Origin of the sequence: Buttiauxella sp., assembly GCF_049686335.1 — a bacterium.
Lineage (GTDB): Bacteria > Pseudomonadota > Gammaproteobacteria > Enterobacterales > Enterobacteriaceae > Buttiauxella.
In genome coordinates this window covers 39,802-61,968 of sequence record NZ_JBAVHX010000015.1, presented here as the reverse complement: position 1 = coordinate 61,968, position 22,167 = coordinate 39,802, and the positions used below count along the sequence as shown (strand labels likewise).

Below are 22,167 nucleotides of genomic sequence, written 5' to 3'. Positions count from 1 at the left end.
TTCCTTACTTAAGTGACAAGGACATGCCTTGTAGGAAGTATTTGCGAAACAGCAGAAACAACGCGACGACTGGCAACATTTGCACGACTGAACCCGCCAGCACGGGGCCAAGATAGATTCCGTAGGCTCTATTGAAGGTGGCGAGTAATACCGAGAATGGCATTTTATCGACATCACGCATCACGATTAACGGCCAGAGAAAATTGTCCCAGGAGCTGGAAAAGGTAAACAGCGCGACAATCGCCAGAATCGATTTATTCAGCGGCATCATCACGTGGCGCAGTATTCCCCACAGATTTGCGTGGTCGAGTTTTGCTGCATACAGGTAATCGTTGGGCGTTCCTTTAAAACTTTGCGACACCATAAATATGCCCCAGGCACTCATCCCATAAGGCAAAATCATGGCGCTGTAGCTATTAATGAGTCCTAATTCACGCATCAATACGAATTGTGGAATGATGAACATAAAGGCCGGGAAGACCATTTGGATAATCAACAAATTCTTGAAGGTGTTTTTACCGCGAAAATCGGTTTTAGCCACCGCGTAACCGACCAATATTGAGGTAAATGTAACGCACGCAGTGATGGTCGCAGAAATAAATAGCGAGTTAAACAGGGTGCGCAAAAAGGGTTTATCGGCGCGGTTACTGTTATCAAATAAGAAAATGTAATTTTCCAGCGTGAAATTACCGGAGAAAAGACCCGATGTATAAATTTGTGCCGTCGGTTTTAACGAAGAGACGACCATCCAGATAAACGGATACAACCATGTCACGGCCAAAATAAACATCAACAGATGAACCAGTAAACTCAGTGGCGTTAAATTTTTCATTTACACAATCTCAATATTTTTCTCGAACAGTTTTCTGAATAACCAAATCAGTAAAAAACTGCATGCGGCGACGATAATAGACATTGTCGCAGCCCAGGTTGGTTTCATTTTCTGGAAGGCAACTTCATACATCACCACCATTGGCATGGTCGTACTGTTGAGTGGTCCACCGCCAGTAATTAAATACGGTTCGGTGAAAATACTGAATGCCACCGTAATTGCCAGTACCATTACCATGACAATTTGTGGATTCATCATCGGCAGCGTAATGGCCCACATCTGCTTAAAGCGCCCTGTTTTATCAAGCTGTGCGGCACTATAAATATCACCAGGAATTGCCAGCATACCGGAATAAAGAATCAAGCCGTAATAGCCGACAAATTTCCAGGTAACAATTAATGCAATGGACAACATCGCCCAATCAGGATTAGTGAACCACGGAACAGAAACGCCAAACCATTCTTGCAAGAAATGATTCACCGGTCCAAATTCACTAAATAATTTCGAAAATACAATCGAGTAAGCCACGCCGGAAGAGATATTCGCAATCAGAAAGCTCAGCGTAATAAACCCTTTGCCATATTTTAATTGCTTAATACCGGCAGCAAAAAGAAAAGATGCTATAAACACAATCGGGATGTACCAGAGCAAAAAACGTAGCACGTTAAGCATTGACGTCCAGAACAGACGATCCTGCATTACGCCCAATAAATTTTGCAGCCCAGTAAATCGTGGCACACCAATAAACTGCCAGTGCGTAACACTTAATATCACCAACCAGGCTAACGGATAAAACCAAAAGAACAGTGAATAACCTAACCATGCGGAGGCCAGCAGGCCTCCTGTACGAGAATCATTACCAGCCATAACCGCCTCTTATTGCTTGAGAATGCTATTAATTTCCTGGGCGGATCTATCGAGCGCTTTGGCCGGTTCGTCATGCTTGAAAATAACCTGCTCCAGCATTTGCGTCATACTGCGCTGAATTTCCGTGGTTTGCGTAGTCGCTGCTGGGGGTAATGCCACGTTAACGTATGAAGCGATTTGTTTCTCGATCGGGTTTTGATTGAAATAGCCGACAAATAACGGGTTGGATAACAAGTCAGAACGCGCAGGCGGCATTCCCGTAGTTTCGAGCCAGCTAAGATCGTGTTCAGCATTACTGAATACCCACTTAATAAAGGCCCAGGCTTCCGTTTTATGTTGACTGGTACTGAACATGACCATGCCTTTGCTGTCGGCAAAAGTATGCGGATGTTCCGCCCCCTGCTCGGTCAGCATTGGGCCAATCTCTATTGTTTTCAGGATTTCTGGATACTGCTTGCGGTAACGCGCGATGTCCCACGGACCCCGTGCGGATGCCAATACCTGACCGCTTGCCAGAGGATCATCAGCGGCGGTGAAATCATAACTGCTCCAGCCACTGGCAAAGACTTTTCCCATAAAGGTCAGCACCGCTTTGCCTTCGTTATTATTAAATTGTGCCTGGTTATTGCTGATATAAGGTTTGCCACCATTTTGTGCATAGACCAGGGGAATAAAATCGAACCAGCGCTCCCACCAGTTTTTCCCGGCGGTTAATTGTATGGTGTAACCTTTATTATCCGCAGCCCGTAGTTCTGCCAGACGATAAAGTTCATCATAACGCATCGGGACTTTATCGAAACCATACTCTTTTAATAGATCGGTGCGCCACCACCAGACAATCGGATTAACATAAATAGGTAACACATTCGTTTGCCCGTTAATTCCCCATGCTGGCATTAAACTTTCCATTTTCCGGTTTTTTATCAGCTCCGGGTAATCAGGCATGTTTGACAAATCTTCCAGTTGACCAATTTCATTTAGCTGGCTGGCAAAACCGATAAACACATTGCTGGATATATCAGGCTCGGTCCCGGAAGCAAGCGCATTCATTATGGCCTCTTCTGAACTACTGGAATCAGGGATGGTTGTAAATTCTACTGGCGTATGTGCGGGATCCTGGTTCCACTCTTTAACTATTTTTGTCCAGAATGCTTCTTCATTTACATTTGGCGCGACCCACATTTTAATGGGTGCTTTGGCTGTTGCTTCCGTCTTTTTATCCTCAGGGCCACAGCCAGTTATACAAATACTGAGAAAAACTGAAGCTGTCCATATATATAATGTATTAATCCTCACGGTATCTCTCCATTTATTTTCTTGCAGCCTTGCGTGTTAAAACGTGGCTTACGCTAACACCGCTTATTTATGTTTAACGTTAAACAAATCACAATTCTGTTTTTGTTTAACGTTTAACTTATTTCCATCCCACACCATTATTAATAGTAATTTTGAATATCAACATGAGTGCACATAATTAATATGAATGATTTAGAAAAAGTAATTAATAAAAAAAATATAACTACTAAATCATTAGCCAAAGAATTAGGGGTGTCTCACACCACGATTTCCAATGCGTGGAATAACCCGGAGAAATTATCCCAAAAGCTGCGCAACAAAATATTAAAGCATGCGCAGACTATTGGCTTCCAGGGCCCGGATCCTTTAGGGCGAGCACTGCGTACCGGTAAATCTGACACTATCGGGATCATTTTCAATGATTCAATGAGTTATGTTTTTATCGACCTACACGACATCAACCTGATGCGCGGTATCGCTATGGAGTGCGAAAAACAAAAAACCAACCTGGTGCTTATCCCGTTATATAAACGCCAGCAGGCAAATAACCCGCAGATGACCACCTTAGTGGATGGCTACATTCTTAACGCAACACATAATAACGAAGCCATTATTCAGCAAACTCTGGCGCGGCAATTGCCCATCGTGACGCTGGATTTTTCACTGCCGCAATACAGCAGTGTTTCGATTGATAACGCGGGTGCGATGCGCGAGCTGTGTCTTTATCTTTTTGCAAAAGGTCACCGCCGCTTCGGCATTATCGCTTTCCCTTCACATAAAAATGCATCGGGTTTAAGCGCATTAAGCGAACCACTCAACGGCGACAACGCATTGATGTTGACGCGCGTAAATAGTTGTCGGGAAACCTTCATTGCACAACAGGTTGCCCTCGAAAATTGCTGGCTGTTTGAAACCCAACACGACGAAGCACACGGTGAAAGTGCGGCGCAGGCACTATTAAGCGCCCATCCGGACATCACCGCCCTGATTTGCCTCTCTGATCGTTTTGCCGCGGGAGCCGTCCACTACTGCCTCAAGCATCAAATCAGCATCCCACAACAGGTCGCCATTACTGGATTTGATAACACCGTTGTCGATTCTCAGGGTATCGGTCTGACGACTATCGCCCAGGATGCCCAGAAAAAAGGGCAGACCGCCGTCAAGCTGCTGCTGCAAAACGGCCCCGTTACCCACTTTCAATTGCATTACCAACTTATTTGCCGTGACTCGGCGTGAGCCTTCAAAAATGACAGGTGGATTATGGATGAATTAACGTGTTTCAAAGCCTACGACATACGGGGCGAGGTGGATGTTTCGCTGACGGTCGAGTTTATCCGCCTGCACCACAATCCGGATGGCACCTTCCCTGCCGATATTCCTAACCCAATGCGGCCAGAAAACCGCAGTTCAACCAGCGAGGCCATTCGCTTTCATCAGGCTGATTTTGGCGTCGCGTGGGACGGGGATTTCGACCGCTGCTTTTTCTTTGATGAGCACGGTGAATTTGTCGAAAGTTATTACCTGGTTGGGCTGTTCGCACAATGGTTCTTACAACATGTACCCTTATCCGCCTCAACGTTGAGACGCGAGCCAACCCCACGCTCTTACTTGCCAAAACTGATGAATTGATTTCAGTGATATCTAAAAATAAAGGGACTTCAAATGACCAGTCTAACCTTACGAAATATTCATAAAAAATATGATAAGAACACCATTATCGAAAACTTATCTCTGGAAATAGCGTCCGGTGAATTTATCGTTTTGGTTGGGCCTTCTGGATGCGGTAAATCGACGTTATTGCGTCTGGTTGCCGGGCTGGAATCACCGGATGGCGGAACGATTATGATGGGTGAGGAGAATGTCACAAACCTTGCCGCAGGTAGACGCAGCTTATCGATGGTGTTCCAGTCCTACGCGCTCTACCCGCATATGACCGTGCGTGAAAACCTCTCTTTCGGCCTGAAGAATATGAAAACACCTGCCGCAGAGATTGAATCGCGTATTGGGCTGGCGGCAAAAATGCTGAAACTTGATGAGATGCTCGAACGCTTGCCACAAAATTTGTCCGGCGGGCAGCGCCAGCGCGTCGCAATTGGTCGCTCAATTGTGCAACAGCCCCAGCTATTTTTGTTCGACGAGCCACTCTCTAATCTCGATGCTTCGCTGCGGGTTGAAATGCGCCAGGAAATTCAGGAATTACACAACAATCTGAAGAACACCATGATTTACGTCACACATGATCAGGTCGAAGCAATGACGCTCGCAGACAAAATCGTGGTGCTCTACAAAGGAAAAATAGAGCAAATTGGCACGCCGCTTGAGCTTTACAACTCACCTGCCAACCTGTTCGTCGCGGAATTTATCGGTACGCCGAAAATCAATCTGTTGAACGCAACCTGGCAAAATGGAGGGTTAAGGCTCACCAATGAACTGTTCTTCCCGTTGCGCGTCCAGCCCGTTGGTATCAGCGAAGACGATAAGCTGTTTGTCGCCATCCGCCCGGAGAATATCCGCCCTGATGATTCAGGTGATTTTTGCTTTAACGCCACGACACGGCTTTGCGAATTACAGGGGGATTCAACGCTGGTGTGGTTTTCTTTCGAAGAAACCAACCTGTGCCTGAAATCGTTCCAGCAGCTTAACTATCCACCACGACATGCGCTTTCATTAAGCATTGACGAACAGCATCTTCACTTGTTTGACGGGCTGGGCAAACGAGTGAACTTAGCGAGATAGATGATTTTAACCCTCACCCCAGATAAGGTCTGGGGTGAGAGTTTGGAGAAAAAAGCTACCCAGGCAACAACCCGATAAAACTCCGCTTCTTACGCGGTTCCGACATCATCCCATCGAGCTTTTCCACGCAAGCCAGATAATGCGGCGTTTGCTTGTGCGCCTGCACCGCCTCGTCGTTTTGATAGGCCTCGTAGATGAAAAATCTCGTCGCCACGTCTGGATCTTGCAGCACATCAAAACGCAGATTCCCCGGCTCCTTGATGGATCCTTCGTGATTGGCGCGGAATACATCCATAAACTCATCGACCCGTTCCGGCTTAATGTTAATTTCCACCAGCGTCACATTCATGCCTTGTCTCCATGGTGTTTTTCATCCAGCCAGAACTGATACGCCTCGCGGGCCGGAACATTCTCATGCACCACCTTTTTCACCGCTTTTAGCATCGCGAGCGGCGCGTCAGACTGGAAGATATTACGCCCCATATCCACACCCGATGCCCCCTGGTCGATGGCGCGGAAGCACATATCCAATGCCTCTTGTTCCGGCAATTTCTTGCCTCCAGCAATCACTATCGGTACCGGGCAACTGGCGGCAACTTTCTCGAAACCTTCTTCAACAAAGTAGGTTTTCACAAATTGCGCACCGATTTCCGCCGCAATGCGGCTGGCGAGTGAGAAGTAACGCGCATCACGCGCCATCTCTTTACCCACCCCCGTCACGGCAAGGGTTGGGATGCCATAGCGCGTCCCTTCGTCCACCAGTTTGATGATGTTGTTGATCGACTGATGCTCATACTCGCTGCCGATGTAAATCTGTGCCGCCACCGCGCAGGCGTTCAAGCGCAGCGCGTCTTCCATGGTGACCGCCACACTTTCTCGCGATAGTTCGCTGAGAATCGAGTTTCCCCCCGAGGCACGCAACACCACCGGTTTGTTGGTCGCCGGAGGCACGACGCTGCGCAAAATACCGCGCGTACACATCAACACATCGGTTTCCGGGAATAGCGGCGCAATAGATAAATCGATACGTTCAAGTCCGGTAGTCGGCCCCTGAAAATAGCCGTGGTCGAAGGCCAGCATGACGGTGCGCCCGGAGTCGGGGTTAAATATCCGCGCCAGCCGCGACTGCATCCCCCAATCCAGCGCGCCGCTGCCTTTCAGATAGAAGGCTTTATTCTCCTGCGGGCGGCCAATGCCGTAATCTTTGCCGTCTCTGATATCGTCAAGATCTGCCATTTTTCCTCCCTCAGAAATCGTATTTGCCGATGTTGTTTTTGGTGAACACCACGCGTTCGGGAAGCAGCACAATCCCGTTGCCTTTGGCTTCATACTGGTAGCCCTGAACGCTATTAGGCTCGACTTTCAGGCTGCCAATTTTCGCCACATCAATCGTGTCACCGACGTTAAGATCGCCCTTTTTCAGCATGGTATTTGCGACGTTGACCGCAATTTCACCCTGCTGTACGACGTCCCACAGACCAAACGCTTTCACCGTGCCGCGCTCAACATACGGGCGCATCACGTTCGGTGTACTGAAGCCCACAATCGCCACATTGGTGCGTTTCAGGTTTTCGGCAGCCTGTGCCGCGGCGGGTAGCGCATTGGCATCAGGCGCGATGATCGCATCCAGATCCGGGTACGCTTTCAGAATACCTTCGGCGGTTTGTAGCGATTTAGTCGCGTCGTTATAGCCAAACTGCGTGGTGACGATCTCCCACTGTGGATGATCTTTGGCAATTTTCGCCTTCGCCTCTTTCACCCACTGGTTTTGATCGGTCACCGTTGGGCTTGAGTAAAAGAAGGCGACTTTCGCCGCAGGTTTAGTCACCTGTTTCGCGGCCATATCCACCAGCATGCCGCCGAGCTGTTGCGGCGTTCCCTGGTTGATGTAAATACTGCGACACTCAGGCTTGGTATCCGAATCCCAGGTCAGTACTTTTACCCCGCGCTGCATGGCGCGTTTCAGTGCCGGACACAGTCCGTCAGGAGAAACTGCTGAGACAATAATCGCGTTGTAGCCCTGGTTGACGAAGTTGTTGATAAGCTGCACCTGGCCGGAAACGCTCGGTTCCGTTGGGCCATCGTAAGTTACCGGAACACCCAGATCTTTGCCTGCTTGCATCGCGCCGCTACCGCCGCTGGTAAAGAAGCCCACGCCAATCAGTTTAGGGATAAAGGCAATCCTGTCGGCGGCTTGTGCACTCACTACACCAAAGGCCAAAGCCCATGCACTGAGCTGTAGCACGCGTTTTGTTGTCTGCTTCATAATCAAACCCCCGTTAGTTTTTTGTAACCGCGCAAACGACGCCACGTCGTCTGTAGATAATCGCGATGCAAACTCACCGAACGACCAATGACCACCACAATCAACAGCGCACCGGACAACGCACTCGATACCTGATTAGGCACGCCAGCCATCTGTAAACCTTGTTGTAAATACCCCACCAGCAGCGCTGCCAGCGCGGTTCCCAGAATCGAACCGGAGCCGCCATAAATGTTCGCGCCACCCAGCACCGCCGCCGTTAAAGCAGGCATCAGTAAATCGCGCCCTAAATCAGAACGCACTGAACCGAAGTAAGAAACCAGCACAATCGCCGCAATCGCCGACGCAAGCCCCACCATGCCATACACGCCATATAACGAACCGTTGACAGGCAACGCCGCGTAACGCGCAGCCCGTGGATTTTGACCAATCAGAAAAATATGGCGACCAAAGCGCGCACGATGCGTCAGCAGCCAGAACAACAGCGTGATAACGGCGAACATCACCAGCGGGATCGGCAAGCCGAAGAGCGTAAGATTGGCAAAATTGGTAAACGCATCAGGGAAGCCGCCGATGCCTTCATAACCTGTCGCTCCCGCCATACCAGAAAGCAGCAGCGCTGCCCCACCGAACAGGTACAACGTGCCGAGCGTGATAACCAGCGGACTGATGCCGGTGTAGTGAATCAGGGCGGCGTTAAACAGCCCACACAACAGACCGACGACGAGCGTGAGAATAATCGACAGGGCAATCGGCACTCCCGCTTGTAACATCACGCCCAATACAATCGCACACAGGCCAATGGTGGAACCGAGGGAAATATCAATGCCGCCGCTGATAATGACCAGCGTCAACGGCAGCGCCACAATCCCAATGCAGATAAAATCACTGGTGCTGAACAGCAGCATATTGACGTCCAGCATGCGTGGATTAATGGCACCGAACAGCAGAATTTCTGCCACCAGTATCAGCAGTAGCGCCACTTCCCAGTTAAGTTTCAGCTTGCTCATTTACGCCACATCCTTCTTCTTACGGGGAAACTGCCGCACGTTTTTGGCACCGGGTACTGGCGGCACAAAGCGGCTGTATTTCTGCGCCCGTTGATGGCGAGCCAGCGCCTGTCGCAAGCGCCCATCCAGCACCAGCACGCCCAGCAAAACCAGCCCGGCGATAAAGTCATTCCACCAGGCAGGGAGTTTGAACAGCACTAATACGGTGTCGATTTGGGTGAGGAAGAAGGCGCCGAGGAAGGCGCCAATCACGGTTCCAGTGCCGCCGAGTAATGAAATCCCACCCAGCACGCAGGCGGCGATAGCTTTCATCTCCAGTCCGCTGCCAGTTTGGTTGGGAACAAAACCAATTTGCGAAGCAAAGATAATGCCCGCGATAGCCGCCAGCATGCCGTTAAAAGTAAACGCTAAAAGACGGGTGCGGTTTACCGCAACGCCGAGCTGACGGGCAGCGGCAAGGTTGTCGCCTACCGCATAGAAATCACGCCCGAAGGCAGTTCGCGCTAACATCCACGCGGCAATCGCCACCAGAACCAACACCAAAAAACCGAGCGGTGAAATCCCTAATGCGACCGGTTCTGACAGCGCTTTCAGGCTGGCGGGCAGCCCTTCAATCCATTTACCACCCGTCCACAGCAGCATGCCGCCACGATAAAGCCCTAGCGTGCCAAGCGTCGCTACAATCGCCGGGATACGTAGCCACACCACTAACACCCCGTTAAAGAAACCCGCGAGGGCGCCAATCAGCAAGGCGAACAGCATCGCCACTAGTAATCCGAAGCCACTGTTGAGCGCCACGCCTACGGCAATCGCACACAAACCGACGGTTGATCCCACTGAGACGTCGATGTTGCGCGTCAGCATCACCATGGAGGCACCCACCGCCAGCAGGATCAGGATCTGCGCGCTGGTGAAGATCATGCTCAGCGTTTGCAGGCTGAAGTAGTTATGATTGAGCGCCACCAGCACGGCGAACAGAGCGACGATCGCCAACAGCGCGCTCAGTTCGCGGTTACGGAGTAATTTCTTCATGCTTTACCTCCGCCAAACGCCATGCTCATCATGCTTTCGACCGTTATTGCGGGCTTGCGTAATTCACCGTTCATCGCGCCCTGATGCATCACCAGCACACGATCCGCAAGGCCACTGAACTCGTCCAGATCGCTGGAGATCATCAATACTGCGACGTTTTGCGCCGCCACACTTTTGATCAGCTGATAAATATCCGCGCGCGCCGCGACATCCACGCCGCGCGTGGGCTCATCGATGATAAGCAGCAAGGGATTGGCTTCCAGGCAACGTGCCAGCAGGACTTTTTGCTGATTGCCGCCAGACAGCGTGCGTACGGTTTGCTCCGCATTATTGAGTTTGATCCCCAGCGCCCGGTGATAGCGCTCCACTACAGCCGCTTCCCGTTTGGTTTGCTGCCAGACACTGGGTTCGTTGAGCGCGACGGTATTCCACCGAATCGGCGCATCAAGGAAGAGACCTGAAACTTGCCGATCTTCAGGCAGATAGATAAGTCCACGATCGAGGCGTGCTTTCGTGCGATCGCCATTAATTTCTCTGTTTTCCAGATAAATGCGGCCACCGCGTACCGGACGCAGGCCATACAGTGTTTCCGCGAGCTCCGTGCGTCCGGATCCGACCAGTCCCGCAAGACCGACGATCTCCCCTGCGTACAACTCAAAACTGAGATCGATAAACCCTTCTCCGGTGAGCTCTTCGACGCGTAATACCGGGAAATCCTGCGGCCCGGTGCGCCGGTTACCGGGCAGAGCCAGCCACAGTTTTTGCGTATCACTCAGCGCATGCTTGCGGTCGACTGGCGTCATGGCGTTGATCAGCTGCTCATCCAGCAACTGTGACGTTTCGCCTTGCAGCACCACCGCACCGTCGCGCATCACCGAGATATGGCTTGCGATCTGGCGGATCTCAGGCAGTTTGTGCGAGATAAAAACAATGCCGACACCGAGGTTTTGCAGTGCCCGGATCTGGCGGAACAGGCGTTCGGTTTCACCCGGCGTGAGGGAGGCAGTCGGTTCATCAAGGATCAAGATCTTCGCCTCGCGCATCAGACCGCGCAGGATCTCAACCATCTGTTGATCCGCCACTTCTAAGGTGCTGGCGGTCGCAGCGAGCGGTATCTGGCACTCGAGCTGCTGCATTTTCTCTTGCAGCCGTTTCTCAACATCACTTTGGCGCGGCAGACGAAAAAGAATGTTTTCCCGCACCGTCAGATTGGGGAATAGCATCGGCTCCTGCGGCACCAGATAAATACCCAGTTCATGAGCCTGCCCCGGTTTAAGGCGCCCAAATGCTTTACCGTGGACCTTCAGTTCACCGCTATCGGCGGTTTCGACACCGGCGAAGATCTTCATCAGCGTCGACTTCCCTGCCCCGTTCCCGCCCAGCAATGCGTGGACCTGCCCTGCATGCAGAGCAAAATCAATAGCTTTCAGCACGCTCACGCCTGAAAATTGTTTGCTGATGTGGTGAGCTTCCAGCATTGCGGTGGTGTTGGGCATCTTCACTCCACAATTGAACAAAAGAGAAATTGAATTAATAATGTTCAAAAGCGTAGACGCAGGGTTATATTTACAACAGGGCAGAGATCACAAAATTTTTAAATAGATCAGCTAAACCCTTTGCATCTGAAAATGATCTTTTTGCCGTGTGCTTCACATTTTCCGACTCCGCACTTTCGAACATATGATCTAAATTTTAATAAGAGTTCATCTATGAGCGATAAACGAGCAGCAGAAGAAGGCAAGCTAGCTGCCTTGCCGATGGCAGAAGAAGAGCTATTAGCGCGTGTGGCCTGGTCTTACTACCACGACGGGTTAACCCAGAATGACATTGGTGAGCGACTTGGCTTACCACGCTTAAAGATTTCGCGCCTGCTGGAAAAAGGCCGTCAGTCGGGGGTAATTCGCGTTCAGATTAACTCCCGTTTTGAAGGTTGCCTGGCGCTGGAAACCCAGTTGCAGCAGCGCTTTGGCCTGAAAATTGCCCGGGTTCTTCCCGCGCACAGCACGCCCGCAATGAACACCCGTTTGGGCATTGGTGCGGCGCAATCGCTGATGGGTATTCTGGAACCGGGGCAGTTACTGGCGGTGGGATTTGGTGAAGCGACCATGAACTGCCTGCAACATCTGAGCGGGTTTATTGGTTCGCAGCAGATCCGGCTGGTGACGCTTTCCGGTGGTGTCGGCCCGTATATGACCGGCATCGGCCAGTTGGATGCGGCTTGTAGTGTCAGCATGATCCCCGCCCCTTTACGGGTTTCATCACCGCAGGTGGCCGAGATTTTACGTATGGAATCGAGCGTGCGGGATGTGATCCTCGCGGCGACCGCCGCAGATGTCGCAGTGGTCGGGATTGGCGCGATTAATCAGAAGCGCGATGCCACCATTTTGCGCTCCGGTTATATAAGCGAAGGCGAACAACTGATGTACGCCCGCAAAGGTGCGGTGGGCGATATTCTTGGCTATTTCCTGCAAGCGGATGGCGAACTGGTGGAGGGTTTGGAAATTCACCGCGAATTACTCGGTGTGACGCTCGATGACCTGGCTCATCTCCCGACAATTTTGGGGGTTGCCGGCGGGACAGACAAAGCGGACGCGATTTATGCCGCACTGAAAGGTCAGCGAATCAATGGCCTGGTGACGGAAGAAGAGACTGCGCGGGCGGTACTGGCGCTGGCGGATTAAATCTAATTCGTCGCCAGCCGCGCTCATAAGAGGTAAGGCGATGAGTTATTTACTTGCACTGGACGCCGGAACGGGCAGCATCCGCGCCGTGATCTTCGATACTTCAGGCCACCAGATTTCCGTCGGTCAGGCAGAATGGAAACACTTGAGTGTCGTCGATGTCCCCGGCTCGATGGAGTTTGACCTCGTCACCAACTGGCAGCTCGCCTGCCAGTGCATCCGTGAGGCGCTGCAAAAAGCGCATCTCCCTCCAGGCGCCATCAGTGCGGTTTCCTGTTGTTCAATGCGCGAAGGGATCGTGCTTTACGATAGCTTTGGCACACCGATCTGGGCCTGTGCCAACGTCGATGCCCGTGCCAGCCGTGAGGTGAGCGAGCTTAAAGAGATCCACGATAACCAGTTTGAATCTGAGGTTTACCATGTTTCCGGCCAGACGCTGGCGCTAAGTGCCATGCCGCGCCTGCTGTGGCTTGCGCATCATCGGCCCGATATTTATCGTAAAGCCGCGACAGTCACGATGATTAGCGACTGGCTGGCGGCCAAACTTAGCGGTGAACTGGCGGTCGATCCCTCTAATGCGGGCACCACGGGCATGCTGGATTTATCCACCCGCGACTGGCAGCCCGCGCTGCTGGATATGGCCGGCCTGCGCGCGGATATTCTCTCGCCAGTAAAAGAGACGGGCACCGTGCTCGGTCAGGTCACCCAGGAAGCGGCGCAACAGAGCGGTTTGCTTGCTGGCACACCCGTCGTGATGGGCGGTGGGGATGTGCAACTCGGTTGCGTCGGGCTGGGTGTGGTCCGTGCAGGGCAAGCGGCGGTTTTGGGTGGCACCTTCTGGCAGCAGGTGGTGAACCTGCCCGCAGTCAAAACCGATCCAGAGATGAACATCCGGGTGAATCCGCATGTTATCGCCAACATGGTGCAGGCTGAATCCATCAGTTTTTTCACCGGCCTGACTATGCGCTGGTTTCGTGATGCTTTTTGCGCAGAAGAGAAATTGCTCGCCGAAAGGCTGGGTGTCGATACCTATGCCCTGCTCGAAGATATGGCCGCGCGCGTTCCGGCAGGTTCGCACGGCGTGATGCCGATTTTCTCGGATGCCATGCATTTTAAGCAGTGGTATCACGCGGCACCGTCGTTTATTAACCTCTCCATCGATCCCGAAAAGTGCAACAAAGCGACGCTATTTCGGGCACTTGAAGAGAATGCGGCGATTGTGTCGGCCTGCAATCTTGAGCAGATTTCCGGGTTTTCGGGTATTCAGTTTGAGTCACTGGTGTTTGCTGGCGGGGGGGCAAAAGGCGCTTTATGGAGCCAGATTTTAAGCGACGTGACCGGCTTGCCGGTGCGAGTACCCGTCGTGAAAGAGGCGACGGCGCTGGGTTGTGCGATTGCGGCGGGCGTCGGTGCCGGGATTTTTAATAATCTGGCAGATGCTGGCGAACGGCTGGTGCAATGGCAGCGCGAGTTTACGCCGAATCTGGCGCATCGTGAGTTGTATGACGAGATGAAACGCAAGTGGCTGAAGGTGTATGCCGATCAACTCACGCTGGTTGATAGCGGTTTGACGACCTCGATGTGGCAAGCTCCGGGGTTGGTGATGCCACCCTCACCCCGACCCTCTCCCTGAGGGAGAGGGAGAACATCCGGCCCCCCCTCCTGAGGGAGAAGGAGAACATCCGACAATCTCCTCTCCTGGGGGAGAAGGAGAACACCGGGCAATCCCAACTCCTGAGGGAGTGGGAGAACTCCGGACAATCCCCTCTCCTGGGGGAGAGGGAGAACACCGGGCAATCCCCTCTCCTGGGGGAAAGGGAGGACATCCGACAATCCCCTCTCCTGGCGGAGAGGGATAACACCTGACAATCCCCTCTCCTGGGGGAGAAGGAGAACACCGGACAATCCCCTCTCCTGGGGGAGTGGGAGGACTCCGGACAATCCCCTCTCCTGGGGGAGAGGGTTAGGGTGAGGGCGTTAACCCTTCACATTAGAAGTAATACTTAAATCTCACACGCCCGCCGTAACGGGTGTTATCGCTGTTATCGTTACTGTTATTATCCGCGTTGACCCACGACACATAAGTCCCCAAATAAATATTAAAGTTCTTCATGCCCATCACGTTCGGGAAGAGATACGAAGAGTGAATGGTATGGATGTCGTAAGTGCCCGCATCAGTAATCCAGCAATCATTGTCACAATTATTCACCAGGTTACTGACATTAAACTTGTCGATATCGTTATGAGCATAGATATAACCTAACTCAAAGCGTTTCCATAAGGCGTTTACGCCTGCGGTGAAATCGGTTTCGTCGGCCGCGTCCATGTAGGCGGTACTCAGGTTTGCCACAACACCGTTGTCAGGGTCGTTTTTCTGCCCGTTCCACGTCATCGTCAAGCCATAACCGGTGCGGCTGGATTGATCAACCATTTGGCCGTTTGCATCCGTATAGCCATAGGCGTTATCCACTACTTGCGTTTCCATTGCTGCGGCGGCTGAGAAAGCCCCATCAGACCAGGCAACCACCGGGCGAATATAAGCCACGTTTTTGTCTTTAACTAGTTCACTGCCATGATAGGCCATGTCCTGATACAACGACGTGCCATCTTCAAGCAGAGTATTTAATTCGAAATACCAGTTGTCGATGTTTTTGCTCATCAAGAAGCTACCGCCGGAATCACTACGACCTCGACCTTCCTTCATCATGTAGATGTAGCCATAACCATCGCCGTACAGATCGTTGGCGGTGTTACCCGAATACTCAACAAAAGTATCCTGATTCAATGGGAACATATCGTAGGCTTCAAAGCGGCCAACTTTAATCTTCCAGTCATTTTCCTGACCAAAGAAGAATGCCGCATCATCAAGATTCATGCTGCCGGTTAAATCCGCTAATGGCTGAACAGAGAAGCCAGCAAATTTTCCGTCTTGCATCCGGCGATAGCCATCAAAACCAAGCAGAATGCGACCGTTAATATCCCAACGTTCGTTAGTGCCATCAGCCCAATTGTTATTGGCACTGCTGCGCATAGATGTCAGTCCATTACTCCGGCTGGCAGCATCCATATTAAATTCAACATCGCCATATATTTTCAGGTCGCCATAACCGGTTAAGGATAATTTTGGTGCCGGATTATCCTCTGGGCTATTAACGGATTGCTCACTCACCACCGCAACCGGTGCAGTGGTCTGTGGCGCGACGGGTTTAGATTTAAGCTGTTGGATTTCTGCTTCGGCACTCGAAGCTCGTTGCTCTGCGGCTTGTAAGCGTTCTTCTAATTGATTCAGACGTTGTTCAAGTGCACTTTGCTGTGTTGAGGCGATGGCTCCTGTTGATAACATCGCGCCCACAAAAAGTGCCAGTGTTTTTATTTTTACACACATACTATGTCCTTATAATATTCATTATCAAATAGCCCCAATGAATGTGTTAAATAAACACACCGCCGATGGGAATTACCTTTCTAAGAAATGTTCGACAAGAACATAACAATTTTAATTTCACGTCACACAGATAAATGGCAAATATATTGACCACATCACATTCAAAGTTTTTAAAATATCAAATATGCAGCAATGCATTTATATAAAATATATATCGGTTCCAACATATAATATTGCCAGCTATTTTTGGTGAAATTTATCAATTAAAAAACGTAAATTCATCATTTATGCTGACAACCGCTAACGCTGGATGTATGAGCAAGAAAACCGAAGAACTTTGAATCCCGTCACAATCATTTGATCCCTTTTTTCCCATAAGCGCCGCAGACCGCTAAATTACTAACTCATCCGACCACATAATAATAATGACCCTGCAGGAAGAAAATATGAGCTATCCGTCGCTGTTTGCCCCGTTAGACTTGGGTTTCACCCAGCTTAAAAACCGAGTGCTGATGGGTTCGATGCATACCGGACTTGAAGAACACCCGAAGGGTGCGGATCGTTTAGCGGCATTTTATGCCGAGCGCGCACGCCACGGTGTCGCGCTGATTGTCACTGGCGGTGTGGCGCCTTCACCTTCTGGCGTTGGAGTGGAAAGCGGCGCGGTACTCAATGATGTCAGCCAGCTTGCTCATCATCAAATTGTCACCGACGCGGTGCACAACGAAGGCGGGAAAATCGCCCTGCAAATCCTGCATACCGGGCGTTATAGCTACCAGCCAAACCCCGTCGCCCCTTCCGCCATCCAGGCCCCGATCAACCGTTTTAAGCCTCACGCCTTGAGTCATGAAGAGATCCTCACCTTGATTGAAGATTTCGCCCACTGCGCAAGTCTTGCACAGCTTGCCGGTTACGACGGTGTCGAAATCATGGGTTCCGAAGGCTATTTGATTAATCAGTTTTTAGCCGCAAGAACCAACCAGCGTGATGACGAATGGGGTGGCGATTACCCACGACGCATGCGTTTTGCCATAGAAGTCGTGCGGGCGGTACGCGAAAAAGTCGGTGCGAATTTTATTATTATCTATCGCCTGTCGATGCTGGATTTAGTCGACGGCGGTGGCACACTGGATGAAGCCATTGAGCTTGCTAAAGCTATCGAAAAAGCCGGTGCCACGCTGATTAACACCGGTATCGGCTGGCATGAGGCGCGAATTCCGACCATCGCCACGCCGGTTCCACGCGGTGCATTTAGCTGGGTGACACGCAAACTCAAAGGATCGGTTTCTATTCCGCTGGTCACCACCAACCGAATTAACGATCCGCAAACCGCTGACAAGATCGTTGCGGATGGCGACGCCGATATGGTGTCGATGGCGCGGCCTTTCCTCGCCGACGCGGAGTTTGTATCTAAAGCCCAGCAAGGGCGCGAAGATGAAATCAACACCTGCATCGGCTGCAATCAGGCGTGCCTCGATCAGATTTTCCTCGGCAAAGTGACCTCATGCCTGGTCAATCCCCGCGCCTGTCACGAAACCAAAATGCCGATTGTCCCAGCGCGTGTGCATAAAAATCTGGCGGTCATCGGAGCAGGGCCGGCTGGCCTGGCCTTTGCCGTAAATGCCGCTGGGCGTGGGCACAAAGTGACATTGTTTGATGCAGCCTCAGAAATCGGCGGGCAATTTAATATCGCCAAGCAGATCCCGGGGAAAGAGGAGTTTTACGAAACGCTGCGCTATTACCGTCGCATGCTGGATCTGAACGGCGTGGACGTTCGCCTGAATCAATACGTCACCGCACCCATGCTTGAAGCGTTCGACGAGATTATTCTCGCCTGCGGTATCGAGCCACGCATGCCGGCTATCGAGGGCATCAAACATTCTAAGGTCTTAAGTTATATCGATGTGTTACGTGAAAAAGCAGCGGTTGGTGACCGCGTGGCGATTATCGGTGCTGGCGGCATTGGCTTTGACACCGCGATGTATTTAAGCCAGGAAGGGGAATCCACCAGCCAGAATATCGCCGAGTTTTGTGTGGAATGGGGTATCGACACCAGCCTGCAACACGCAGGTGGCCTGCGTCCTGAAGGCGCTCAATTGCATAAAAGTCCGCGCCAGATTGTGATGCTGCAGCGCAAAACCAGTAAACCGGGCGAAGGCCTCGGGAAAACCACCGGATGGATCCATCGCACCACTCTTCTGGCGCGCGGGGTCAAAATGCTCGCAGGCGTGACTTACGAACGCATTGACGACGACGGTCTGCACATCACTGTTGGCGGTGAGCCGCAAACTCTGCAAGTGGATAACGTGATTATTTGCGCCGGGCAAGATTCACGCCGTGAACTGGCAGAACCGCTGCGCGAATTGGGGAAAACTTTGCATTTAATTGGTGGGGCGGATGTGGCGATGGAACTGGATGCCCGACGTGCAATTGAGCAGGGCACCCGTTTAGCATTGGAGATTTAGCGCTAAACGTCGGATGACGCTGCGCTTATCCGACCTACTAGCTAGGTACTGCGGTTTTGTAGGGTGGATAAGCGTTAGCGTCATCCACCATTTTCATCGAGGGCGACAAATCTTAACGGTGACGACCTAACTTCACGGCTTTCAACACTACAAACTTTTTGTTGGTCGCAACAGTATCGCAGTTACCGAAGATCTTCTTCAGCTTGTGATAGTAGTCCAGATGGCGGTTAGCAACGATATAAAGCTCGCCGCCATTTTGCAGGCAACGACGCGCATGGTGGAACATCTCCCACGCAACCTGGTCGGTCAGCGCATGCTGCTGATGGAACGGTGGGTTGCACAGGATAGTGTTAAAGCGATACGGCTCAACACCTGACAGCGCGTTGTTTATCATAAACTCACAACGATCCAGATTTTCTGGCATGTTGGTTTCAACGTTCAGGCGGCTGGACGCAACGGCCATCGGTGATTCATCAACAAACACCACTTTCGCTTCTGGATTTTGCTCCAGCAAATGCAGGCCAATCACACCGTTACCACAGCCTAAATCGACAATCTCGCCTTCCAGATTGTCCGGCAAATTCTCGATAAAGAAACGCGCACCGATATCCAGACCGGTACGAGAGAAGACGTTCGCGTGGTTGTGAATCGTCCATGGCGTGCCATCCAGTTTCCAGCTCAGCGTGTCTGCGGATTCTTTCAGTGCCGGAGCATTGAAAGTACAGTTGATCAGACGAGCCTTTTTCCACGCCAGTGTGGTGGTGGTGGGTCCGAGGATCTTTTCAAACAACTCGATAGTAGAGTTGTGAATATCACGCGTTTTCGCACCCGCAATAATGCGTGTTTCTGGTGTCGCAACATGACGCAGTGCGCGTAGCTGTTGTTCCAGCAGTGCCAGCGTTTTAGGGATCTTAATCAGAACGACTGCCGGTGCTTCCGGATATGTGGCGGTGCTATCAAGGAACGTAACGCTGGATTCAACGATACCGTTCTCACGTAAATTCTCACGGATAGCCAGTTCGCTAAGATACGAGTCGCTGATGCTATACGGCTTGTGTTCAGCCAGCACGCAAGAAAGCGCCCCGAAATTATCGTTAAAAATCAGGACCGGGCCACTGATTTCGATTTCGTCCAGTTGCTGCAGTAAGTAGTCATCCGCAGCTTCCCACGCCTGTAGTGGGTTAACATCATCCGTTTCCGGAAAACGTTTTAGTGTCAGTGAACGGAAACCGTTGTCTAATTGGCTCATCGGCCCTCCTGGATGGTAAAATTTCGGCGTAATCCCCGAATGGGGGCGTGAGTATACCCTTTTTTTTCCAAACTGCCCTTTGAAAGACGTCAAGCAAGAGAGAACTCATGAGCAATTTAACTTATCTGCAGGGATACCCAGAACATTTGCTCTCACAGGTTCGTACCCTGATTGCGGAACAACGTCTGGGCGAAGTGCTGCAAAAACGCTACCCGGATACGCATAACATCACTACCGACAAAGCGCTGTATGCCTGGACGCAAGATTTGAAGAATCAGTATCTGCGCAATGCGCCACCAATTAATAAAGTGGCGTATGACAACAAAATTCATGTGCTGAATAATGCGTTGGGTTTGCACACGGCGGTGTCACGCGTTCAGGGAAATAAGCTAAAAGCCAAGGCCGAGATTCGCGTGGCAACGGTGTTTAAAAATGGGCCTGAGGCCTTTTTACGCATGATCGTGGTGCACGAGCTCGCGCACCTGAAAGAAAAAGATCACAACAAAGCGTTTTACTCGTTGTGTTGCCATATGGAACCGCAATATCACCAGCTGGAGTTTGATACCCGTCTGTGGTTAACGCAGATGGCATTAAGCGGGCAGGCATAGTTCCGAGGATGAAAGGGGGGATGACGCAGCAGTAATCCACCTTACAACCCCCCGCATTCTCGCTACAAATCCTATTGTTTACCCATGGCTGCAAACACCGCCGCAATCGCCACCGCGCCAGGATCTTTCACTCCATTCAAATTTTCGCTATTCACATACGATGAGCGCCCCGCATTAGCTTTTTGCATCTGCGCAGTAGCATCTGCCCCCTGTTGTGCGGCCTTCACGGCTGCTTTCAGATCGCTATCTCTTAGCGCTTCTAGCGCAGGTTGCAGCGCGTCAATTAACGTACGATCGCCAAGGTCAGCGCCACCGTAGCGTTTCATTTGCGCGAGGCCAAATAACAGCGCATCAGCAAGCGGCTGCTTTTTAGCGACTTTTTGCCCACTGGCGGTGAAGAAAATAGACATCAGCACGCCGCTTGAGCCGCCCATTACCGTCGCCAGCCGCTCGCCAATCAACTCCAGTAACGCGGCGCTATCATTGAGTGGCAGTTTGCCGCCCTCATTGAGTTGCGCGATATCTCTGGCGCCCTGGGCAAACGTGGAGCCGGTATCGCCATCCCCCACTTTCGCATCCAGCTCATTCAACGCTTTTTCTTGTTCGATTAGCGTGCCCGTGATGCTTTCAACCAAGGCTTTAACGTCCGCGTTTTCCGACGGTTTCGCCGATGATTCTGTGCGGATCACACTATGTTTTTGCCTCGGCATCGCGTGGAGTTTCACCGCCGGACACCAGCCCGCGGTTTCCACATCGGCCTGTAACGCTTTGATAAAGGTCTCATTAAGCACAATCGTAGAAAGTGAAAATCCTTTCATATCGAGTGCGGTGACCAGCGGTGCCGGGCCAATCAAATAGTCGATTTGATCCTTTAATTCTGAATGCACCAGCTCTTTGGTGAGGATGGCCATTTCCAGAGATGACACACCACCAAGATTGTTTATCAGCACCGCGAGCCTTGCCTCACTGCCGGTCTTTTTACGCAAATGTTTCACAAGCTTAGCAATCATCTTCTGGCTGTTTTGGCTATCCAGCGTGCTGGCACCGGGTTCGCCGTGGATCCCCAGCCCTAACTCGACATGCCCGCCTTTGATGCGCCCTTCCTGCTCATTTTGATCCGGCAGATTGCAGGTTTGCATGGCGACGCCCATGCTGGCAATGCTGTCGCAGGCACTTTGCGCGATGTCTCGAACATCACTCAAAGACTTGCCTTGCTCTGCGGCAAAGCCCGCAATTTTGTGCACCAGTACCGTTCCGGCAATCCCACGTGGCTGTTTGTTGTCAGGCAGAGAAATGTCGTCGCCAACAATAACCATCTCCACTTTCAGGCCGTGTTTTTTAGCTTTCTCAGCGGCAAGCCCGAAATTCAGACGATCGCCAGTGTAGTTTTTGACGATAAGCAGGCAGCCGCGATCGCCCGTCACCGCCACAATCGCATTTAAAACCGCATCCACACTTGGCGAAGCAAACAGGTCTCCGCAAACCGCAGCGGTTAACATCCCTTTGCCAACAAAGCCTGCGTGAGCCGGTTCATGCCCCGCTCCACCGCCAGAAATAATCGCGACTTTGCTTTTGTTCCAGTCCTTGCGCACCACCACACGAATGGCGGGATCGGTATCTAAACGGGTCAAATTGCGAAAACGAGAACTGATGATGACGCCTTCGATGGCATCGTTGACCATTTGATTGCGGTCATTAAAGAAGAATCTGGACATAGTTTCCCAATTAAAAGTAATACATATG

The 22,167-nt window shown here is 51.4% G+C and carries 18 protein-coding genes and 1 pseudogene; 7 read left to right on the top strand and 12 right to left on the bottom strand.

What is annotated here, in order from left to right; translation table 11 throughout:
* Positions 1–4 precede the first annotated feature (4 nt).
* Genes WBL83_RS12625 through WBL83_RS12615 form a run of 3 tightly spaced genes read right to left on the bottom strand, consistent with a single transcriptional unit; the run spans position 5 to position 2,881 of the window.
* Positions 5–832, bottom strand: a complete 828-nt coding sequence (locus WBL83_RS12625) for a carbohydrate ABC transporter permease (RefSeq protein ID WP_424589475.1) — start codon at positions 830–832, stop codon at positions 5–7.
* Positions 833–1,699 (bottom strand): carbohydrate ABC transporter permease, encoded by an 867-nt coding sequence (locus tag WBL83_RS12620; RefSeq protein WP_424589474.1) that lies wholly within the window; start codon positions 1,697–1,699, stop codon positions 833–835. It lies immediately after the preceding gene.
* Between the two features lie 9 nt (positions 1,700–1,708).
* The gene (locus WBL83_RS12615) at positions 1,709–2,881 is read right to left on the bottom strand and encodes an ABC transporter substrate-binding protein (RefSeq protein WP_424589473.1); all 1,173 of its coding nucleotides are present in this window, start codon (positions 2,879–2,881) and stop codon (positions 1,709–1,711) included.
* Positions 2,882–3,178: 297 nt separating this feature from the next.
* Here WBL83_RS12615 and WBL83_RS12610 point away from each other — a divergent pair, with 297 nt between their 5' ends.
* The 3 genes and pseudogenes from WBL83_RS12610 (at position 3,179) to WBL83_RS12600 (ending at position 5,731) form a co-directional block, all read left to right on the top strand.
* Positions 3,179–4,231 carry a LacI family DNA-binding transcriptional regulator gene (locus WBL83_RS12610; protein WP_424589472.1) on the top strand — a complete coding sequence of 351 codons (1,053 nt, stop codon included), beginning with the start codon at positions 3,179–3,181 and terminating at the stop codon, positions 4,229–4,231.
* An 81-nt stretch (positions 4,232–4,312) separates the two neighbouring features.
* Positions 4,313–4,555: pseudogene (locus tag WBL83_RS12605) on the top strand (phosphomannomutase CpsG); the annotation flags it as partial.
* A 102-nt stretch (positions 4,556–4,657) separates the two neighbouring features.
* Positions 4,658–5,731, top strand: coding sequence for an ABC transporter ATP-binding protein (locus WBL83_RS12600; protein ID WP_424589471.1), 1,074 nt, complete (start codon positions 4,658–4,660; stop codon positions 5,729–5,731).
* A 55-nt stretch (positions 5,732–5,786) separates the two neighbouring features.
* Here WBL83_RS12600 and lsrG read toward each other — a convergent pair whose 3' ends face one another.
* The 6 genes from lsrG to lsrA are packed head-to-tail and all read right to left on the bottom strand — an operon-like array spanning position 5,787 to position 11,514.
* On the bottom strand, positions 5,787–6,080 hold the full coding sequence (lsrG, locus tag WBL83_RS12595) for a (4S)-4-hydroxy-5-phosphonooxypentane-2,3-dione isomerase (protein ID WP_424589470.1): 294 nt from the start codon (positions 6,078–6,080) through the stop codon (positions 5,787–5,789).
* Positions 6,077–6,967, bottom strand: coding sequence for a 3-hydroxy-5-phosphonooxypentane-2,4-dione thiolase (lsrF, locus tag WBL83_RS12590; RefSeq protein ID WP_424589469.1), 891 nt, complete (start codon positions 6,965–6,967; stop codon positions 6,077–6,079). Before lsrF ends, lsrG begins: the two co-directional genes overlap by 4 nt.
* A gap of 10 nt (positions 6,968–6,977) precedes the next feature.
* Positions 6,978–7,997, bottom strand: coding sequence for an autoinducer 2 ABC transporter substrate-binding protein LsrB (gene lsrB / locus WBL83_RS12585; RefSeq protein ID WP_424589468.1), 1,020 nt, complete (start codon positions 7,995–7,997; stop codon positions 6,978–6,980).
* A gap of 2 nt (positions 7,998–7,999) precedes the next feature.
* Positions 8,000–9,004 (bottom strand): autoinducer 2 ABC transporter permease LsrD, encoded by a 1,005-nt coding sequence (gene lsrD, locus WBL83_RS12580; protein ID WP_424589467.1) that lies wholly within the window; start codon positions 9,002–9,004, stop codon positions 8,000–8,002.
* A complete protein-coding gene (lsrC, locus tag WBL83_RS12575; RefSeq protein WP_424589466.1) occupies positions 9,005–10,036 on the bottom strand; it encodes an autoinducer 2 ABC transporter permease LsrC in 1,032 nt (343 codons plus the stop codon).
* Positions 10,033–11,514, bottom strand: coding sequence for an autoinducer 2 ABC transporter ATP-binding protein LsrA (gene lsrA, locus WBL83_RS12570; protein ID WP_424589587.1), 1,482 nt, complete (start codon positions 11,512–11,514; stop codon positions 10,033–10,035). The genes lsrC and lsrA overlap by 4 nt, the downstream gene beginning before the upstream one ends.
* Positions 11,515–11,745: 231 nt before the next feature.
* Between lsrA and lsrR the strand changes: the two genes are divergently transcribed.
* Positions 11,746–12,717 (top strand): transcriptional regulator LsrR, encoded by a 972-nt coding sequence (lsrR, locus tag WBL83_RS12565; protein ID WP_424589465.1) that lies wholly within the window; start codon positions 11,746–11,748, stop codon positions 12,715–12,717.
* A gap of 40 nt (positions 12,718–12,757) precedes the next feature.
* Positions 12,758–14,350, top strand: coding sequence for an autoinducer-2 kinase (gene lsrK, locus WBL83_RS12560; RefSeq protein WP_424589464.1), 1,593 nt, complete (start codon positions 12,758–12,760; stop codon positions 14,348–14,350).
* Between the two features lie 357 nt (positions 14,351–14,707).
* On the opposite strand, the gene WBL83_RS12555 is transcribed toward lsrK, so the two are convergent.
* The gene (locus WBL83_RS12555) at positions 14,708–16,102 is read right to left on the bottom strand and encodes a carbohydrate porin (protein WP_424589463.1); all 1,395 of its coding nucleotides are present in this window, start codon (positions 16,100–16,102) and stop codon (positions 14,708–14,710) included.
* A 446-nt stretch (positions 16,103–16,548) separates the two neighbouring features.
* Here WBL83_RS12555 and WBL83_RS12550 point away from each other — a divergent pair, with 446 nt between their 5' ends.
* Positions 16,549–18,567 carry an FAD-dependent oxidoreductase gene (locus WBL83_RS12550; RefSeq protein ID WP_424589462.1) on the top strand — a complete coding sequence of 673 codons (2,019 nt, stop codon included), beginning with the start codon at positions 16,549–16,551 and terminating at the stop codon, positions 18,565–18,567.
* A gap of 112 nt (positions 18,568–18,679) precedes the next feature.
* Here WBL83_RS12550 and rlmG read toward each other — a convergent pair whose 3' ends face one another.
* Positions 18,680–19,816: a 23S rRNA (guanine(1835)-N(2))-methyltransferase RlmG gene (gene rlmG, locus WBL83_RS12545; RefSeq protein WP_424589461.1), complete on the bottom strand. Its 1,137-nt coding sequence runs from the start codon at positions 19,814–19,816 to the stop codon at positions 18,680–18,682.
* A gap of 107 nt (positions 19,817–19,923) precedes the next feature.
* Between rlmG and WBL83_RS12540 the strand changes: the two genes are divergently transcribed.
* Positions 19,924–20,424: a M48 family metallopeptidase gene (locus WBL83_RS12540; RefSeq protein WP_424589460.1), complete on the top strand. Its 501-nt coding sequence runs from the start codon at positions 19,924–19,926 to the stop codon at positions 20,422–20,424.
* Positions 20,425–20,495: 71 nt separating this feature from the next.
* Here the strand turns inward: WBL83_RS12540 and WBL83_RS12535 are convergent, their stop codons facing one another.
* Positions 20,496–22,139, bottom strand: coding sequence for a glycerone kinase (locus WBL83_RS12535; RefSeq protein ID WP_424589459.1), 1,644 nt, complete (start codon positions 22,137–22,139; stop codon positions 20,496–20,498).
* Positions 22,140–22,167 lie beyond the last annotated feature (28 nt).

Bases quoted from the DNA above. Each gene is read 5' to 3' on its own strand.
- lsrA (WP_424589587.1), bottom strand. From the start codon at position 11,514: ATGCTGGAAGCTCACCACATCAGCAAACAATTTTCAGGCGTGAGCGTG.
- lsrB (WP_424589468.1), bottom strand. From the start codon at position 7,997: ATGAAGCAGACAACAAAACGCGTGCTACAGCTCAGTGCATGGGCTTTG.
- WBL83_RS12625 (WP_424589475.1), bottom strand. From the start codon at position 832: ATGAAAAATTTAACGCCACTGAGTTTACTGGTTCATCTGTTGATGTTT.
- WBL83_RS12600 (WP_424589471.1), top strand. From the start codon at position 4,658: ATGACCAGTCTAACCTTACGAAATATTCATAAAAAATATGATAAGAAC.
- lsrR (WP_424589465.1), top strand. From the start codon at position 11,746: ATGAGCGATAAACGAGCAGCAGAAGAAGGCAAGCTAGCTGCCTTGCCG.
- WBL83_RS12550 (WP_424589462.1), top strand. From the start codon at position 16,549: ATGAGCTATCCGTCGCTGTTTGCCCCGTTAGACTTGGGTTTCACCCAG.
- lsrG (WP_424589470.1), bottom strand. From the start codon at position 6,080: ATGAATGTGACGCTGGTGGAAATTAACATTAAGCCGGAACGGGTCGAT.
- WBL83_RS12535 (WP_424589459.1), bottom strand. From the start codon at position 22,139: ATGTCCAGATTCTTCTTTAATGACCGCAATCAAATGGTCAACGATGCC.
- lsrF (WP_424589469.1), bottom strand. From the start codon at position 6,967: ATGGCAGATCTTGACGATATCAGAGACGGCAAAGATTACGGCATTGGC.
- lsrD (WP_424589467.1), bottom strand. From the start codon at position 9,004: ATGAGCAAGCTGAAACTTAACTGGGAAGTGGCGCTACTGCTGATACTG.
- rlmG (WP_424589461.1), bottom strand. From the start codon at position 19,816: ATGAGCCAATTAGACAACGGTTTCCGTTCACTGACACTAAAACGTTTT.
- WBL83_RS12610 (WP_424589472.1), top strand. From the start codon at position 3,179: ATGAATGATTTAGAAAAAGTAATTAATAAAAAAAATATAACTACTAAA.
- lsrK (WP_424589464.1), top strand. From the start codon at position 12,758: ATGAGTTATTTACTTGCACTGGACGCCGGAACGGGCAGCATCCGCGCC.
- lsrC (WP_424589466.1), bottom strand. From the start codon at position 10,036: ATGAAGAAATTACTCCGTAACCGCGAACTGAGCGCGCTGTTGGCGATC.
- WBL83_RS12615 (WP_424589473.1), bottom strand. From the start codon at position 2,881: ATGTGGGTCGCGCCAAATGTAAATGAAGAAGCATTCTGGACAAAAATA.
- WBL83_RS12620 (WP_424589474.1), bottom strand. From the start codon at position 1,699: ATGGCTGGTAATGATTCTCGTACAGGAGGCCTGCTGGCCTCCGCATGG.
- WBL83_RS12555 (WP_424589463.1), bottom strand. From the start codon at position 16,102: ATGTGTGTAAAAATAAAAACACTGGCACTTTTTGTGGGCGCGATGTTA.
- WBL83_RS12540 (WP_424589460.1), top strand. From the start codon at position 19,924: ATGAGCAATTTAACTTATCTGCAGGGATACCCAGAACATTTGCTCTCA.